The organism is Colwellia sp. E2M01 (genome assembly GCF_018860585.1).
Classification (GTDB): Bacteria; Pseudomonadota; Gammaproteobacteria; order Enterobacterales; family Alteromonadaceae; genus Colwellia.
The window spans coordinates 1-15,934 of sequence record NZ_JAHKPR010000001.1 but is presented as its reverse complement, the minus strand read 5'-3'; the positions used below and the strand labels follow the sequence as shown (position 1 = coordinate 15,934).

General features: G+C 37.5%; 13 protein-coding genes. 7 read left to right on the top strand and 6 right to left on the bottom strand.

Annotation, left to right across the window (positions count from 1 at the left end; all coding sequences use genetic code 11):
* Positions 1 to 51: 51 nt before the first annotated feature.
* Entirely contained in the window at positions 52 to 2,103 is a 2,052-nt protein-coding gene (prlC, locus tag KO502_RS00065; RefSeq protein WP_216020512.1) for an oligopeptidase A, read from the bottom strand.
* Positions 2,104 to 2,462: 359 nt separating this feature from the next.
* On the opposite strand from prlC, the gene gorA reads away from it, so the two are divergent.
* The 4 genes from gorA to KO502_RS00045 all read left to right on the top strand — a co-directional run bounded on the left by gorA (position 2,463) and on the right by KO502_RS00045 (position 5,767).
* Positions 2,463 to 3,833, top strand: a complete 1,371-nt coding sequence (gorA, locus tag KO502_RS00060) for a glutathione-disulfide reductase (protein WP_216020511.1) — start codon at positions 2,463 to 2,465, stop codon at positions 3,831 to 3,833.
* A 201-nt stretch (positions 3,834 to 4,034) separates the two neighbouring features.
* Positions 4,035 to 4,718, top strand: a complete 684-nt coding sequence (locus KO502_RS00055; protein WP_216020510.1) for a DUF1826 domain-containing protein — start codon at positions 4,035 to 4,037, stop codon at positions 4,716 to 4,718.
* 30 nt (positions 4,719 to 4,748) lie between these two features.
* Positions 4,749 to 5,333 (top strand): DUF2796 domain-containing protein, encoded by a 585-nt coding sequence (locus tag KO502_RS00050; protein ID WP_216020509.1) that lies wholly within the window; start codon positions 4,749 to 4,751, stop codon positions 5,331 to 5,333.
* A gap of 38 nt (positions 5,334 to 5,371) precedes the next feature.
* Positions 5,372 to 5,767: a MerC domain-containing protein gene (locus KO502_RS00045; RefSeq protein WP_216020508.1), complete on the top strand. Its 396-nt coding sequence runs from the start codon at positions 5,372 to 5,374 to the stop codon at positions 5,765 to 5,767.
* 23 nt (positions 5,768 to 5,790) lie between these two features.
* On the opposite strand, the gene KO502_RS00040 is transcribed toward KO502_RS00045, so the two are convergent.
* On the bottom strand, positions 5,791 to 6,567 hold the full coding sequence (locus KO502_RS00040) for a DUF3299 domain-containing protein (protein ID WP_252730423.1): 777 nt from the start codon (positions 6,565 to 6,567) through the stop codon (positions 5,791 to 5,793).
* 192 nt (positions 6,568 to 6,759) lie between these two features.
* Between KO502_RS00040 and KO502_RS00035 the strand changes: the two genes are divergently transcribed.
* A complete protein-coding gene (locus tag KO502_RS00035) occupies positions 6,760 to 7,476 on the top strand; it encodes an ABC transporter ATP-binding protein (RefSeq protein ID WP_216020507.1) in 717 nt (238 codons plus the stop codon).
* Entirely contained in the window at positions 7,466 to 8,764 is a 1,299-nt protein-coding gene (locus KO502_RS00030) for an ABC transporter permease (protein WP_216020506.1), read from the top strand. Before KO502_RS00035 ends, KO502_RS00030 begins: the two co-directional genes overlap by 11 nt.
* Positions 8,765 to 8,871: 107 nt before the next feature.
* Here KO502_RS00030 and KO502_RS00025 read toward each other — a convergent pair whose 3' ends face one another.
* Positions 8,872 to 10,578, bottom strand: a complete 1,707-nt coding sequence (locus KO502_RS00025) for a polysaccharide lyase family 7 protein (RefSeq protein WP_216020505.1) — start codon at positions 10,576 to 10,578, stop codon at positions 8,872 to 8,874.
* 885 nt (positions 10,579 to 11,463) lie between these two features.
* Here KO502_RS00025 and polA point away from each other — a divergent pair.
* Positions 11,464 to 14,262 carry a DNA polymerase I gene (gene polA / locus KO502_RS00020; RefSeq protein WP_216020504.1) on the top strand — a complete coding sequence of 933 codons (2,799 nt, stop codon included), beginning with the start codon at positions 11,464 to 11,466 and terminating at the stop codon, positions 14,260 to 14,262.
* Between the two features lie 147 nt (positions 14,263 to 14,409).
* On the opposite strand, the gene KO502_RS00015 is transcribed toward polA, so the two are convergent.
* From KO502_RS00015 to KO502_RS00005, 3 genes are all read right to left on the bottom strand, one after another.
* Positions 14,410 to 14,925, bottom strand: coding sequence for a hypothetical protein (locus KO502_RS00015; RefSeq protein ID WP_216020503.1), 516 nt, complete (start codon positions 14,923 to 14,925; stop codon positions 14,410 to 14,412).
* A gap of 4 nt (positions 14,926 to 14,929) precedes the next feature.
* Positions 14,930 to 15,562 (bottom strand): hypothetical protein, encoded by a 633-nt coding sequence (locus KO502_RS00010; RefSeq protein ID WP_216020502.1) that lies wholly within the window; start codon positions 15,560 to 15,562, stop codon positions 14,930 to 14,932.
* Positions 15,563 to 15,655: 93 nt separating this feature from the next.
* The coding region (locus tag KO502_RS00005; RefSeq protein WP_216020501.1) for a hypothetical protein at positions 15,656 to 15,934 on the bottom strand (279 nt) is incomplete at its 5' end.

Below are 15,934 nucleotides of genomic sequence, written 5' to 3'. Positions count from 1 at the left end.
TTTATTGTCAATTGCTACAAAATACTAATATAGTAATTATGTGCTAAACCATTATGCATTAATACCACTATGACGTAATAACGCATCAATTTCTGGTGCTCTACTTCTAAAGCGTTCAAACAAAACGCTTGGCTCTTCACTACCGCCTTTTTCTAAAATATTAGTTAAGAAAGATTGTCCAGTTTCCTCATTAAAAATACCTTGCTCTTCAAATAAACTAAATGCATCAGCAGAAAGAACTTCAGCCCATTTATAGCTGTAATATCCGGCAGAATAACCACCACCAAAGATATGGCTAAAGCCATGTTGAAAGCGATTAAATGCTGGCGTTTTAATTACCGCGTATTTTTCACGTACTTTGTTAAGTGTTTGTTGAATATGCTGTTCGTTATTAGCAGCTTTTGGATCGTAACTTTCGTGCATAGTAAAATCGAAAATACTAAATTCTAATTGACGTAACATTTGCATTGCTGATTGAAAGTTCTTTGCCGCTAACATTTTGTCTAACATTGCTTGTGGAAGAGGCTCGCCCGTTTCAAAATGTCCTGAAATAAACGCTAGGGCTTCGGGCTGCCAACACCAGTTTTCTAAAAACTGGCTTGGTAATTCTACCGCATCCCACGGAACGCCATTAATACAAGCAACACTGCCGGCATTTATTTGGCTTAACATATGATGAATACCATGACCAAACTCATGGAATAAAGTAACCACTTCATTATGAGTAAATAGTGCAGGTTGATCGCCAACAGGGCCATTAAAGTTACACGTTAAGTAAGCTACTGGTAATTGAATTGAACCGTCAGACTTTTGCGTACGCCCAACGCATACATCCATCCAAGCGCCGCCGCGTTTTTTCTCTCTAGCGTATAAATCAAAATAGAAACTACCGCGCTTTTCGCCGGCTTTATCAAAAATGTCGTAAAAGTTAACGTCTTTGTTCCAAACATCAACGTCTTCACGTAGCTTGATATTAAGGCCAAATAATTTATGAACCACTGTAAATAAACCCGATACTACTTTGTCTTTTGGAAAATAAGGGCGTAGTTGTTCGTCTGAAATAGCGTAACGACTTTGTTTTAATTTCTCGCTGTAATAGGCTAAATCCCATGCTTGTAAATCATTTTGACCAAATTCACTGGCGGCAAAGTCATTTAATTCTTGAAAATCTTGTTTGCCTTGAGCTTGTGATTTTATGGCTAAGTTTTCTAAAAAGGCCATAACTTCGCTGGTATTGTTAGCCATTTTGGTGGCAAGTGAATGTTGAGCGTAGTTGTCAAAATCAAGTAAGTTTGCTAATTCGTGACGTAAACTTAACAGTTCATCCATTATCGCACTGTTATCAAACTCATTTGCGTTAGGACCTTGATCTGATGCGCGAGTAACAAACGCGTGATGCATTTTTTGACGTAACTCAGCATTGTCACAATACATCATTACCGGTAAGTAACTTGGCATATCAAGGGTGAAAGTATAACCTTGCTTTTCTTTTGATTGGGCTAATTCTTTTGCCGCGGCCAGTGTGCTTTCTGGCAAACCCGTTAACTCTGCTTTATCGGCAATAGTTTCGCTAAAAGCATGTGTTGCATCTAACACGTTATTACTAAAGTTTGAGCTAAGCTCTGATAAACGCGACACAATTTCGCCGTAACGTTTTTTGTCATCATCGTTTAAGGCAATGCCAGATAATTTAAAATCACGTAGCGCATTGTTGATTACTTTTTGTTGCGCGGTATCAAGAGTTGCAAAGTGACTGCTATTTTTAAGGCTTGAATACGCTTGGTATAACTCTTCATTTTGACCAACAAAAGTGCCGTATTCAGATAGCAGCGGCAAGCAAGATTCATAAGCTTCACGCAATTCATTACTGCTTTGTACCGAGTTTAAATGTGAAACGGGTGACCATAATTTAGAAAGTACATCATCGATTTCATCAATAGGTAACACCAAGTTATCCCATGTATATGTTGTGTTATCGGTTAGTACTTTACTAATAACCTGTTTACATTCAGCTATGGCTTTTTCTACCGCAGGCTTAACATGTTCAGGTTTTATTTTTGAGAATTGAGGTAGCGTAGTTTGTTCTAAAAGAGGATTAGCCATGATTCTGAATTTATTAATAAATGATAAATAAGATGTAGTGCTCAATAGCTTAGAATTCAAGAGTTAACCGTATTTGTTAATAAAATAATCTATTATTGAGTAGACGAATATAAAGGCGTCTAAAAATAGCGTTTATTTTCAACGCTTGTTAGCTGGATCTTTATGTCACTAAAGATAGTTTTGCTATTAGCTTTGATTAAAGTGAAGCTATTTATTGGTATTCTATATTATCGATAACGACATTCTAATTAATTTACTTGAATAACAGTCTACTTCTGTCAAAGTAGTCAATATCTTAAGAACTTAGGTTTAGTTCAGATTAGCTATTAAGTGAAAACAAATATTATTAAGGGTACATCATGACACAACATTTTGATTACATTGCTATTGGCGGCGGTAGTGGTGGTATAGCATCAGCAAATCGTGCAGCAAGATTAGGTAAAAAAGCCGCTGTTATAGAAGCAAAATACATTGGTGGCACTTGTGTTAACGTAGGGTGTGTTCCTAAAAAAGCCATGTGGTATGCAGGGCAAATATCAGACGCGTTAAAGTATGCTAATGATTACGGCTTTTCTGATTACCTCTCGCAAACGGGCAATAAACCAAAATTTGATTGGGGCAAGCTAGTTGCTAACCGTGAAGCTTATATCGAGCGCATACATGCTGCTTATCAACGTGGTTTTGATGCAAACGATGTAACTGTTATTAATGGCTTTGCTAAGTTTGTCGATAAAAATACTGTTGAAGTAAATGGTGAGTTAATTACTGCTGATCACATTACTATTGCTACCGGTGGTCGCCCTGCGGCACCAAAAATTGAAGGGGCGGAATATGGCATCGATTCAGATGGTTTCTTCGCCTTAACTGAACAGCCTAAAAGTGTTGCTGTTGTTGGCGCAGGTTATATTGCCGTTGAATTAGCCGGCGTATTTTATGGTTTAGGTAGCGAAACACATTTATTAGTGCGTAAAGAGAAACCATTACGTGGTTTTGACGACATGCTTAGCGATACCTTAGTTGAGCAAATGGCAAAGCATGGTCCAACACTACACACTCACAGTAATCCAGAGCGTATTGAAAAATTAAATGATGATAGCTTATTAATCCATTTAGATAATGGCGAAACTATTGGTCCTGTTGAAAGTTTAGTGTGGGCAATTGGTCGAGAGCCTGCCACTGACAATATTAATATTGAAGCAACAGGTGTAGAGCTAAATGATCGCGGTTTTATTAATACGGATAAATATCAAAATACTAACGTTGATGGTATTTATGCGGTAGGTGATAACACTGGGCGCGCGCAATTAACCCCAGTTGCCGTTGCTGCTGGTCGTCGTTTATGTGAGCGTTTGTTTAATAACAAACCAGATGAGCATTTAGATTACTCAGGTATTGCTACGGTGGTATTTAGTCACCCAGTTATTGGCACTGTGGGCTTAACGGAAAAAGAAGCCATTGCAGAATACGGTGCAGACAATGTTACCGTCTATAACTCACAATTTACGGCGCTTTATCAAGCGATCACTGAAGATTACCGTGATCCAACCCGCATGAAGTTAATTTGTGCAGGCAGCGAGCAAAAAGTAGTGGGCTTACATAGTATTGGTTTTGGTAGTGATGAGTTATTACAAGGCTTTGCTGTAGCAATGAAAATGGGCGCAACTAAGGCTGACTTTGATAATACGATTGCTATTCACCCAACATCTGCCGAAGAGTTTGTGACTATGTAGGTTTGTCTTGGTAAGTGTTTATACTCGTTCCCGCGCTCCACGCGGAGCATGGATACGAGGTAACACGAAATGGCTAATTCAATAATTTGGGTTAGCCATTTTTTTATATTGCTCACACATAATGATACGTTGTATCATATCAGCAGTTAAAAGGGTTACGATTAATTCTTTTTATATTGATTAGCAGCAACAGGAGAGCACATGGGCGTAGTTACTGAAAATACAGTGGTATTTAATGAACTTACGGCGACGTCACCACACTCTAAAGAGAGTGATGATGCTAATGTATTAACCAATATTTATCGAGATGATACTAATATAACCGTTTGGCAGCGAGAGATGCAGCAGGACTTAACGGCAGCTGTAGGTAGCTTTTTACACGAGAGGCCAACCCGAGCGACAGTATTAGCGGTAACTCCTGAAAGTGCTTACCAGCAATTATGTGAAAAATTTGGTGCCAGTGAAGACGTGATGACTTTAAGCAAAGATATTGCTTTATTAGTTGATATGTTTTGCTGCTTATTTGACCTTAAACAAGCAGGTTTACGATTAAGTATTTTAGAACACGCTATGTGTCCGCGTTTTCATGTTGACCATATTCCTTGTCGTTTGGTAACAACTTATCGTGGTGTTGGTACACAATGGTTACCTCATTATGCGGTTGATCGCACTAAACTTGGTGCGGGTAACCAAGGGAAGCCAGATGAAATATCAGGACTTTTTAACGATATAGCCGATATTAATCAGCTAACACAAGGCGATGTAGCGCTACTTAAAGGTGAAGGCTGGAATGAGCAAACAGGCGCCGGCATAGTTCATCGCTCTCCTGTAATACCTGCAGGTGAACGTCGCTTAATTTTAACACTCGACTTTATGAATGATTAGGTCGAAAATATTTAATTTACTGAAGTGATCATGAAAACCAACTTATTATTTACTATGCTGTTAAGTGTTTTTATTAGCCCAAACAGCTTTGCTAAAAGCAGTACTCATTTAGATGCACATGTACATGGCCTGTCTGAATTGACCGTAATATTGGAAGATAAAACTCTTGATATTGAATTGCGCTCACCTGCGGTAAACCTTGTTGGTTTTGAGTATAAAGCGACAAGCGAACAAGAAATTTCGCTGGTTAAGCAAGCTGAATTATTGTTAAAGCAGCATGATGCTTTGTTTGTCTTACCTAATGGCCAGTGTGAATTAAAAAAACAAAATATTGATATATCAAACATTGTAAGTAACAAAGATACTCATGCTGAACATGAACATGAACATGAACATGAACATGAACATGAACATGAACATGCAGAAGCGAGTCACAGTGACGTAATTGCCCATTATCAATTTCGTTGTGCAAAGCCACTCGCTTTGTCTCAGGTAACTGTAAAGTTATTTGAGGCATTTCCAGGGATACAACAAGTGAATGCGATGTGGATTACCGCAACTCAACAAAACTCGAAAACTTTAACTGCCAACAACCAAATAATTGATTTACAATAAAAGCTATATAAGTAATGTTAATTTAACAAGAGATAAAAATGAAAGTATCACAACTCCTTCCCGATAAATTTGCCATTGGCCTATCAATGTTATGTGCAATACATTGCTTAGCATTACCAATTATCTTGGTGTTATTGCCTAGCTTAGGTTCGTTACCGCTTCAAGATGAAGCGTATCATCTTTGGATGCTTGTCGCTGTTATTCCAATTAGCCTTTATGCTTTAACATTGGGTTGTAAAAAACATAAAAAATATCAAATATTTATATGGGGCGCTTTAGGTCTGCTTTTAATGGTTTTAGCTGTGTTATGCGGTCACGAGTTAGCTGGCGAATACGGTGAAAAAATATTAACCTTATTAGGTGCTACTTTTGTATCGTTTGCTCACTTGCAAAACTTTAGACGTTGCCAAAAAAATGTAACTTGTAAGCACTAATGTATTACATACGGCATGCACTATTAATACATGCCGTCTTCCATATAAAGTTCAAAGTGATGAATTTCCATGGTGTAAGCGGCCGTTGCTAAATCATTTTCAACAAGAGATGTTTTTAAAATACCAGAAATCCAATAAGGCTCGGTGATTGAATTAACGGTTATACCTTGTGGATAATTTACAAATATTGTTTGATTCGGTGGCGGCGGTGGTAAATGAATACAGGCACCATAATAAGGCACCATAAAAAACTGGGTTACTTTTTGGTTGTCATCAAACTCTAATGGCACAATAAAAGTCGGAATACGAATAGGGGCACCATTAAGCGCATCTATTACTCGAGTTGAGGTAAGCGCCTTTTGGTATTCTTTATCTAAGGCGTCATTTTCAGCCGCAATAGCTTGGTCTAGGCTATTTTCTTGATTGGTTTTTACTTCATCAGTATTTACTTTATTAGTATTATTAAACTTATTCGTTAATGCGTCTTCACTTGAGCCATCTGCAATTTCATCAAGATAACTTGGCGGATTTAATAACGCTGCTAAATCATCTTCAGGCATTAAATCAACCCAGTCAGCAGTCATAAAATCTTCTGGAGCAAGGGGCGTTTCTATTTTATTGCTTGCTTTGTCGTGTTGTTTAATAGCATCTTGTGGCTTTTCTTCTGCTAATGCTTCAGTGTCATCAATATCCACAGGTTTAGTTACAATATTTTGCTGTTTACTCAGTTCAGTTTGAGCTGGTTTATCACAACCATAAATCAACAAAATAAGGACACTCGTATAGAGTAGTTTCAGCATAAATAGACCAATTTAAAAAGGAGTTTAATTAATAAATGATACACGGTATCATTTTGTAATTAAACTGTTTATAGCTATTCTCCTTGAAGAGCTTCGCTTTAAAAAGTCTGACCAATTGATAACTAAGGCACCTGTGTTATCAAGGTTATTCTTTTATCAAAAATGTAACGCAACCAGAGTAATGAATTAATTATGGTGATTACCCTTAATAATGTTTGTTTTAGTTATGCCGAACAAGCTGACGTTCCAATTTTAAACATCCCCACGTGGTCGTTAGCGGCAGGTGAAAAAACCTTTGTTTATGGCGCTTCTGGTTGTGGTAAATCGACCTTGCTTGGGTTATTAAGTGGTATGTTATCGGGCAGCACAGGGGAAATTACTGTACTGGGTGAGCGTATAGACAAAATGAGTAACCGACAGCGTGATAAGTTTCGCGCTAATAATATTGGTTATGTTTTTCAAGCGTTTAATTTAATCCCTTACCTTGATGCTATTGATAATATAAAGTTGGCGCATTATTTTTCTAAATCAACTTCAAAAAATGCACTACACCAAGAAATTGAAGCGTTATTAACTACATTGAATATGCCTGAGCATGATTGGCAAAAACCGGTGCGTAATTTGAGTATTGGTCAGCAACAACGTATTGCCATAGCACGCGCGTTAATTAATAAACCTAAGTTACTAATTGTTGACGAGCCAACTTCGTCACTCGATCAAGAAAACCGCGATAGCTTTATGACCTTACTTATGTCGATGGTAACAGCGCACAATATTAGCTTGTTATTTGTTAGCCATGATATGTCGTTAGCGCCTTATTTCGATCGAGTTGAATCGTTAAGTGAGATTAACCATATGGTGGCAAATACCAGAGAAAAAAGCCAAGGAAAACAGTCGAATGTTGATTAATCTTGCCCTCAAAAGTTTACGCGACCGTAAAGGCTCAATTGCTTTGTCATTAATGGCGATGACCGTCAGTATTTTCATTCTATTGGGGGTTGAACATATTCGCCATCAAACAAAAGAGAGTTTTTCGAATACAGTTTCAGGCGTTGATCTTGTTGTTGGTGCTAGAACAGGTAGTCTGAATTTGTTGCTCTATTCTGTTTTTAAAATAGGTAACCCAACCAACAATATGAGTTGGCAGTCTTTTCAAACTATTGCCGACAGCCCTAAAGTAAAATGGGCTGTTCCAATGTCTTTGGGTGACTCACATAAAGGTTTTAGAGTGCTGGGTACTACTGATGAATATTTTAAGTATTTTAGTTACGGTCAACAGCAGCATTTAACTTTTGAACAAGGCGTACAATTTAACCAGGTCTTTGACGTGGTTTTGGGATCTCAAGTAGCGAAAGAGTTAGGTTATAAATTGGGCGATCAGCTTGTACTAAGTCATGGTATTTCTAGAAATAGTTTTAGTTTGCATAAAGATAAGCCTTTTACGGTGGTTGGTATTTTATCGCCGACAGGTACACCTGTAGATCACAGTTTACATGTTAGTTTACAAGCGATTGAAGCCATACATCTTAATGGTAATTCGGATTATTTAGCACAACTTAAATCAACAGGATCTCATACTAGCTCGCAAAGCGATGACAGTGATGCAGAACGAAAGGAAAAACAAGAAGCTTTATTTGCTCAGCTACAACCTAAAACCATTACCGCGTTTATGCTTGGTTTAGAATCGAGAATGACGACGTTTCAAATACAACGACAAATTAATAACTTTGCTGCCGAGCCATTATTAGCAATATTGCCAGGAGTCGCTTTGGCTGAACTGTGGCAAATGATGTCAATTTTAGAAAATACGTTACTGTTAGTGTCGGCGCTAGTGTTTGTGTCTGCCTGTTTAGGGGTTAGTGCTATGTTGTTATCATCAATAAGAGAGCGTACTCGAGAAATTCAATTACTACGGGTTATTGGCGCTTCACCTATGTTCTTGTTTTTATTGATTGAGCTGGAAGCCTTGTTTATTGCCATAGTGAGTATTGCGTTAGGGGCAGGGTTGTTGATGTTAAGTTTATTAGTTGCCCAAAGCTATTTAGTGTCAAGTTTAGGTTTATATATCAGCCTAAATGTATTTTCTGCAAGTAGTTTATATTTACTGGCTACTATTGTTATCGCCTCGCTACTTGTTGCGATGATCCCTTCGATAATTTGTTATCGACAATCTGCATCGAATCAAGTTTCTCTCTGATTGTTTTCTAAGTTTTATAAAATAAAAATAAAAATAAAAATGGCTAACCTAATTGCTTAGGTTAGCCATTTATCGCATTTACTCTAACGCTTGTGCGCTATGAAAATTTAGTTATGAGTAACTTCTAAAGCATAAAATGTTGCTTGAGCAGACTCATTAGGTCTATTACTTGATGCAGAATATGTCTCCTCATCATAAGCTAATTTATCAGCCATATAAATTCCGGCTTTAAAATACATATAATCATCAGCAACATCAAACAGGCTACCATTCATACTTATTGTTTTAGTAATAGTCTCTTTGCCATTACGTAAAATACTAACGCTTAATATGTTACCTGTTACATTAATTTCATAGCTAAACTTTTCATCAAGTGCAATACCATCAACAGGGTTACTCGCGCCAGAGCCACGAGTTCCTATCATTTCGATCCATATTTCATCAGCTGCGTCATAAGCTGGCTCATGGGCAAAATAAATAGAACCTTTAGAGTTACCAGGAAGTTTTTGATAATAAAGACGAATAGGCTCATCATCTTTAGCGTGAATTTGACCAATAACAACACGGCCTACGCGGTATTCACTTGTTTTATTTTTACCATCTTCTACATAATCCTCTATGATTTCAGTTACATGATTAATGGCAAGAGTTGCTTTCATTGTCCCATCAACCCCTCCTGCTTGATCTTGTGCGCTAATAGGAGCAGAGCTGAAAACCCAGTTATTTTTATTCACACCTTGAGTACTAATACTTGTATTGCCTGCGCGGATCATTTCACGTAATTCTACGCGAGTATAAGTTGTATTTGTTGATGTTTTATAACCTGCTATTGGGCAATTAAATACCATGCCGCCATCAGCTGCAGTATAGAAAAACTCTTTGTTTTCATCTTCGTAAGCATCATTTAATGCTTTTTCATAAATACTATCTGACTTTCCATCATCATTGGTATCTGTCGGAACACTTAGGTACCAGTAAGATAAGTCAAAGTTTTCTGATGGCGCCTTTGTGCTATCGAGAGAATCATAAGTTAAAACAGCAGATGGAGTGCCAGTAGGTGTTGGGAATGCATCACCGGGTGAAGTGTCATCGGTAACATCTTCTGGTTTATCAGCATCAACGGGTGCATCTAATGCACATTTATATACTTCAGTTTCAATAATACTATTCCAGTTAGCTCCGCCCTCTGAATTACCTAAGCCAATAATTTTCACATATTGTGCGTTGATACTTTCATGTAGATTCACTACTTCAAAACCTGTATCTGCACCACTAGATTCTTGTGCGCTTAATGCGGTACTCCATGCTTCATTATCAATTGACGTGTGTATATCAAAAACGCTAGTTCTACTATCGCCTTTAAGCCACTTTATTTGTAAAGCGTTAACCTCTTTAGTTTCACCCAAATCAAATGTGATTGCTTTGCCAATGCCAGCAGATGACCAACGGGATTCGTTAGCAGTATTACCATCAATCGCTTTATCTGGGCCTTCGTTTGTATTGTGAGTTCCATCATCAGTTGCTGAAGTAATGGTATATTTTTCATTTATACATTGAGTCGCACTTGAGTCATCAGTATCGGTGTCACCGTCGTCAGCTCCACCAGTATCAGTGTTAGAACCATCATTGCCGCTATCGGTATCATTATCACCACTATTATTGGTATTACCATTTTCGTCAGTATTGGTATTACTGTCATCGACGATCACGGTATCATTATCTTCTAGGTCATCTATACTTTCTTTTATTGAATCTTCACTACAAGCGGCCAAAAAAGCCACCAACGAAAAAGCCACTAAATTTTTTATTATCATTATATTTACTCTACTACTTGTTGTGTAATACCTAGATATTACCTGAGTATTATAGTAATTCATATTAAAATAAATACCTTTAATGACATAACTAAATGGCTAAATTATTGTTTTTTATTTACGGTATTCTTTGTTTTTATAAAATGTTTTTTATAATAATAGCTTAGCTAACTCGCCATTATAAAGTCCAATCTCATAGATTTTATTTAATCATCTGTAATAAATTCTATGATGCTTCTCATGGTTTGTGTTTTATTTGGTAATGTTGATTTTTTATTTGGTAATGCCAGTTGTTTGTTTTGATATACAATCTTTGTGGGGAGTCATCAGATTTTAAGACTTATTGAAAATCTTGAACTTTGAATGATAACGGGTATAAAGCAAATTAATAGAGTAGGGCTCAAAAGATATTTTGTGATTAATTTTAAATTATTATTGCCTTAGATCTGTTGCTAACAAGCGCCAATACTCGCTTATGTTTTTTTGTTATTTTAAACTGTAAATAATCTGTAAAAAAATTTTAATAATAAGCTGGTAATCACGGCTAATTCTGATAATCTTTTAGCTTGTTATTTTCCGTAGTTGGTTTTTCGTACAACTAAAAAATAACTGTGATAATAAAATTATCCACAAATAATAAAAATAAAAACATTGTGTATTTAAAAGCTCGATCATTCCGCTTTTTTCAATGAAACCAAAACTTTATATTTTAATCGCCAGCTTTGTATTGCACAAACGTCTGGCTATTTTTCGTACTTGATCACAAGGTTATCCACAACTTGCACCAATACGGTGAGTAATTTTGGTGATGATAAAGTGGAGCCAATCTCCGCTTTGTGGCATGCTTAACCATCTTTAGCTTATTTAGTCACTTCGCGTACTTTTATGACAACTCTTGAAACCACTCTCGAATCTTTGAATACTCAATCACCGTTAATTTTAGTTGATGGCTCATCGTATTTATTCCGTGCTTACCATGTTCCTTATTTACAGGCACTTTCTACCGCAGATGGCCAACCGACAGGAGCAATTACCGGTGTTTTAAATATGCTGCGTAGTCTAAAAAAAGACTATCCGGACGGCAATATCATCGCTATTTTTGATGCGAAGGGAAAAACCTTTCGTAATGATATGTATCCAGAATACAAAGCTAATCGTCCGCCAATGCCTGATGATTTACGCACCCAAATTGCACCAATACACGACATTATTACCGCCATGGGCTTACCGTTATTGGTGATCCCTGATGTTGAGGCCGATGATGTTATTGGTACCCTTGCTAAACAAGCTGATGAACTAGGTATTGAAACGGTAATCTCTACCGGTGATAAAGACATGGCGCAGTTAGTTACTGAGCATGTTACTTTAATTAATACCATGACAGACGTAGCAATGGACGTTGCCGGTGTAAATGAAAAATTTGGTGTGCGCCCTGATCAAATTATTGATTATCTTGCCCTAATGGGCGACAAGGTGGATAACATTCCTGGTGTTGTTAAGTGTGGTCCTAAAACTGCTGTTAAATGGTTAACTGAATACGAAACGCTTGAAGGCGTTATTGCTAATGCTGATAAAGTAAAAGGTAAAATTGGTGAGAACTTACGTGATGCGTTAGAGCAACTACCATTATCCTACCAACTAGCCACCATAAAGTGTGATGTTGAATTAGAGCAAACCGCAGGTGAGTTATCTGCAGGAGAGCCTGATGTAGAAGCTCTAACCGAGCTTTATACTAAATATGAATTAAAACGCTTGCTTGCTGATTTAGGAAAAGGTGCTAATGAAAGTGGCAACAGTAATGTAAAAACAGTGACTACAAATAAAGCTGATGCAAGTAATGATCAAGCAGAAGTAACCGCTGTTGCAGTGGCAGAAAGTGAATACGATGTTATTTTAGATGAAACATTATTTAACGATTGGTTGTTAAAATTAAAAGCCTGTGAGGCTTTTGCTTTTGATACTGAAACCACCAGTGTTGATTACATGAAAGCTGAATTAGTGGGTGTATCATTTGCTATTGAAGCTGGAAAAGCAGCTTATGTACCATTAACCCATGATTATGAAGGTGCACCAGAGCAACTTGATAAAGATTGGGTACTCGCACAATTAAAGCCTTTACTTGAAAGTAAAAAAATCAAAAAGATTGGTCAAAACTTAAAATACGATGCCAACGTGTTAAGCCAATACGATATTGCTATTGACGGTATTGCTTTTGATACCATGATTGAGTCTTACTGTTATAACAGTGTTGCTACTCGCCATAATATGGATGCATTAGCGCTTAAATATCTTGATTACAAAACGGTGCATTTTGAAGATATTGCCGGTAAAGGCGCTAAGCAACTTACCTTTAATCAAATTGATTTAGAAAAAGCCGGTCATTATGCAGCAGAAGATGCTGATATTACCTTACGTTTACATCAAGCAATTTTTCCTGCGCTCACACAATCAAGCTCACAGCTAAGTGTGTTTCATGACATTGAAATGCCGCTATTACCAGTACTTGCTCGTATGGAGCAAACTGGTGTGTTAATCGACAGCGACGTATTGGCAGATCAAAGCTTTACCTTAGGGCAACGTTTAGACGAGTTAGAAATTGAAGCGCATAACCTAGCAGGAAAAAGCTTTAACTTAGGCTCACCAAAACAATTACAAGAAATTTTATTTGAAGAATTAAAAATTCCGGTCATTAAAAAGACACCAAAAGGTGCGCCATCAACGGCTGAAGAAGTACTGCAAGAATTAGCGCTTGATTATCCACTGCCGAAAGTAATTTTAGAAAACCGTGGTTTAAGTAAGCTTAAATCGACTTATACCGACAAACTGCCGTTAATGGTTAGCGAAAAAACCGGCCGTTTACACACTTCTTATCATCAAGCCGTAACGGCGACAGGGCGTTTATCTTCGACCGATCCAAACTTACAAAACATTCCAATTCGTAGTGAACAAGGCCGTAAAATTCGCCAAGCGTTTATTGCGCCTCAAGATCACAAAATAGTTGCCATAGATTACTCGCAAATTGAATTACGAATAATGGCGCATTTATCAAACGACAAAGGCTTAGTGGCCGCTTTTAGTGAAGGTAAAGATATTCACCGAGCAACCGCAGCAGAAATTTTTGCCGTTGATTTAGACGAGGTAACTACCGATCAGCGCCGTAGCGCTAAAGCCATTAACTTTGGTTTAATTTACGGTATGTCTGCTTTTGGTTTAGCGAAGCAATTGAATATTGGTCGTCAACAAGCGCAAGAATATCAAGACAAATACTTTCAACGCTACCCAGGTGTATTAACTTACATGGAAGACACGCGTCAACAAGCTAGCGAAACAGGTTACGTTGAAACCATTTTTGGTCGCCGTTTATATTTACCAGACATTAATGCTAAAAATGGTATGCGTAAAAAGGCAGCTGAGCGTGCAGCCATTAACGCACCAATGCAAGGTACCGCCGCAGACATTATTAAAAAGGCAATGTTAGCTGTAGATACTTGGTTACTTGAGCAAAATGATGAGCGCGTGAAAATGACTATGCAAGTACACGATGAATTGATTTTTGAAATTCACCAAGATATTGTTGAAGAAACCACTCAAAAATTAGTTGAGTTAATGAATAATGCGGTAGAGCTGAGCGTACCGTTAATAGCCGAGTTTGGCATTGGCGATAACTGGGATGAAGCCCATTAGTTAGTTAATTAGTTTGTAGTTAACTTTACATTGGGGTACTAACAAATCTCATTAATAAAAAAGGTTTGCATAACAGGAGAAACTCATTAAAGGCACATTCGCATTAATGAGTTTTTATACTTTCAAAAATAAGATTAATCTTGTGGCTTACAAAGTGCCTGCCGTTATTTTATTGGCAATTTCTTTTAATTGAGTCAGTAAGCCATTATCAAAAAGCATGGTATCGGTGAAACAAAACTCTTGCCTTTTTTTAATTGTTTTAGAAACATAATTTTGTCGACTATCATTAGCTAGTGCATAACCTGGCGTTCCAAACCAACGCAATGTAATTAACTTTTCACCATTAATGACTTCACTGTAAGTAAACGCTTCTTTTTTTAATCCGCCTTCGGCTTCGGTTTTCATAAACTTTTCTTCAATCGCCTTTATGAACCAAGGTAAGCCTTGTTTGGGGAATTCAATATTGGTTCCACCTAACCATTTTTCAGGTTGATCGTTTAGTGCTGGGAATAGACCTTTTCGTGCCCACAACAAATGATCACCGTCGTGAAGTAAATAGTAATAATCTAATCCTTTACCATTAAATCTTGGTTGAGAGTACTTTAATATAATACGGCTATCATTATCGAGGGTATTAGGGTTTGTATTTGTAAATTGTTTCATGCATTTAATCCAGTGCTATGCGCTTTAACGCGCCTGATTGTTCGAGTTTACCCAGTTGTTGTGGGTTTTTGTCGTAAGAAAACACTTCAACGGGGCCATAAGCTACTTTATCTGTTACATTGGTGTCGCGTGTCATGCCATTACCCGTGAATATTTCCCATGCACTTATTTTAATTGCTACATCGTGTCGTTCACTTAAAAGATCTGCGGTTTCTGGGTCATGCCCTAGGTTCATTGCAAAATTTACACGGTCTTCATGCTCATTCATATTAATCCCTGCCTCCCACCCTTGGTTGGCAAAGGTTTCATATTTTGGCGCAAAGTCGGCATTCATCACTTGTTTTGATAACTCAGGCGAAATACCGATTTCAGGATTGTTGGCAATCATAGCATTGAGGTTATCAAAAGTTGGGATAATTGAGGTAACATCACCTTCCTTCGCGACCTTATTACGGTCAATCAACAAAAGGGTATAGTTTTTACTTGCATCATCTCTTGTACCAAAGGCGTTAAGTAATAATACCGCATCGCTATCAGCATGCTCTACTTGGCTCATAGGGGCTGTCCATGTAATAGAGCGACCACCTTTAACTTGACCTATCGTGCCATCGTCACCTGCATGGGGTGTTTCAATCACGCGTACTAAAATATTTTCTTCTAAACCATTCTCTATTACTGCTTGTTTATCTGCTAAGGTATACGTCGATTGTGGCAGTGTTGGGATTAATATTTACAACTCACCTGACTCGATTTTTTGTGCAACGTCTTTAAATAAATCAAACAAACCGTGCTCAAACAAAAAACTGTCGGTGAAGCACAAACTTTTAGGGAAATCGTCTTCTTTTCTCGAGTTAGTGTGTATTTCATAACCTGGTTCGGGATTCTCTCTTGTGCCTAAAAACATGGGGCGGTCAATCATCAGTTTTTCGCCATCTACGACTTCAGCATAATGAAAAACGTCTTTAGGTAAACCACCTTCGTGTGATAATTTAAAGAATTTATTTTCAAT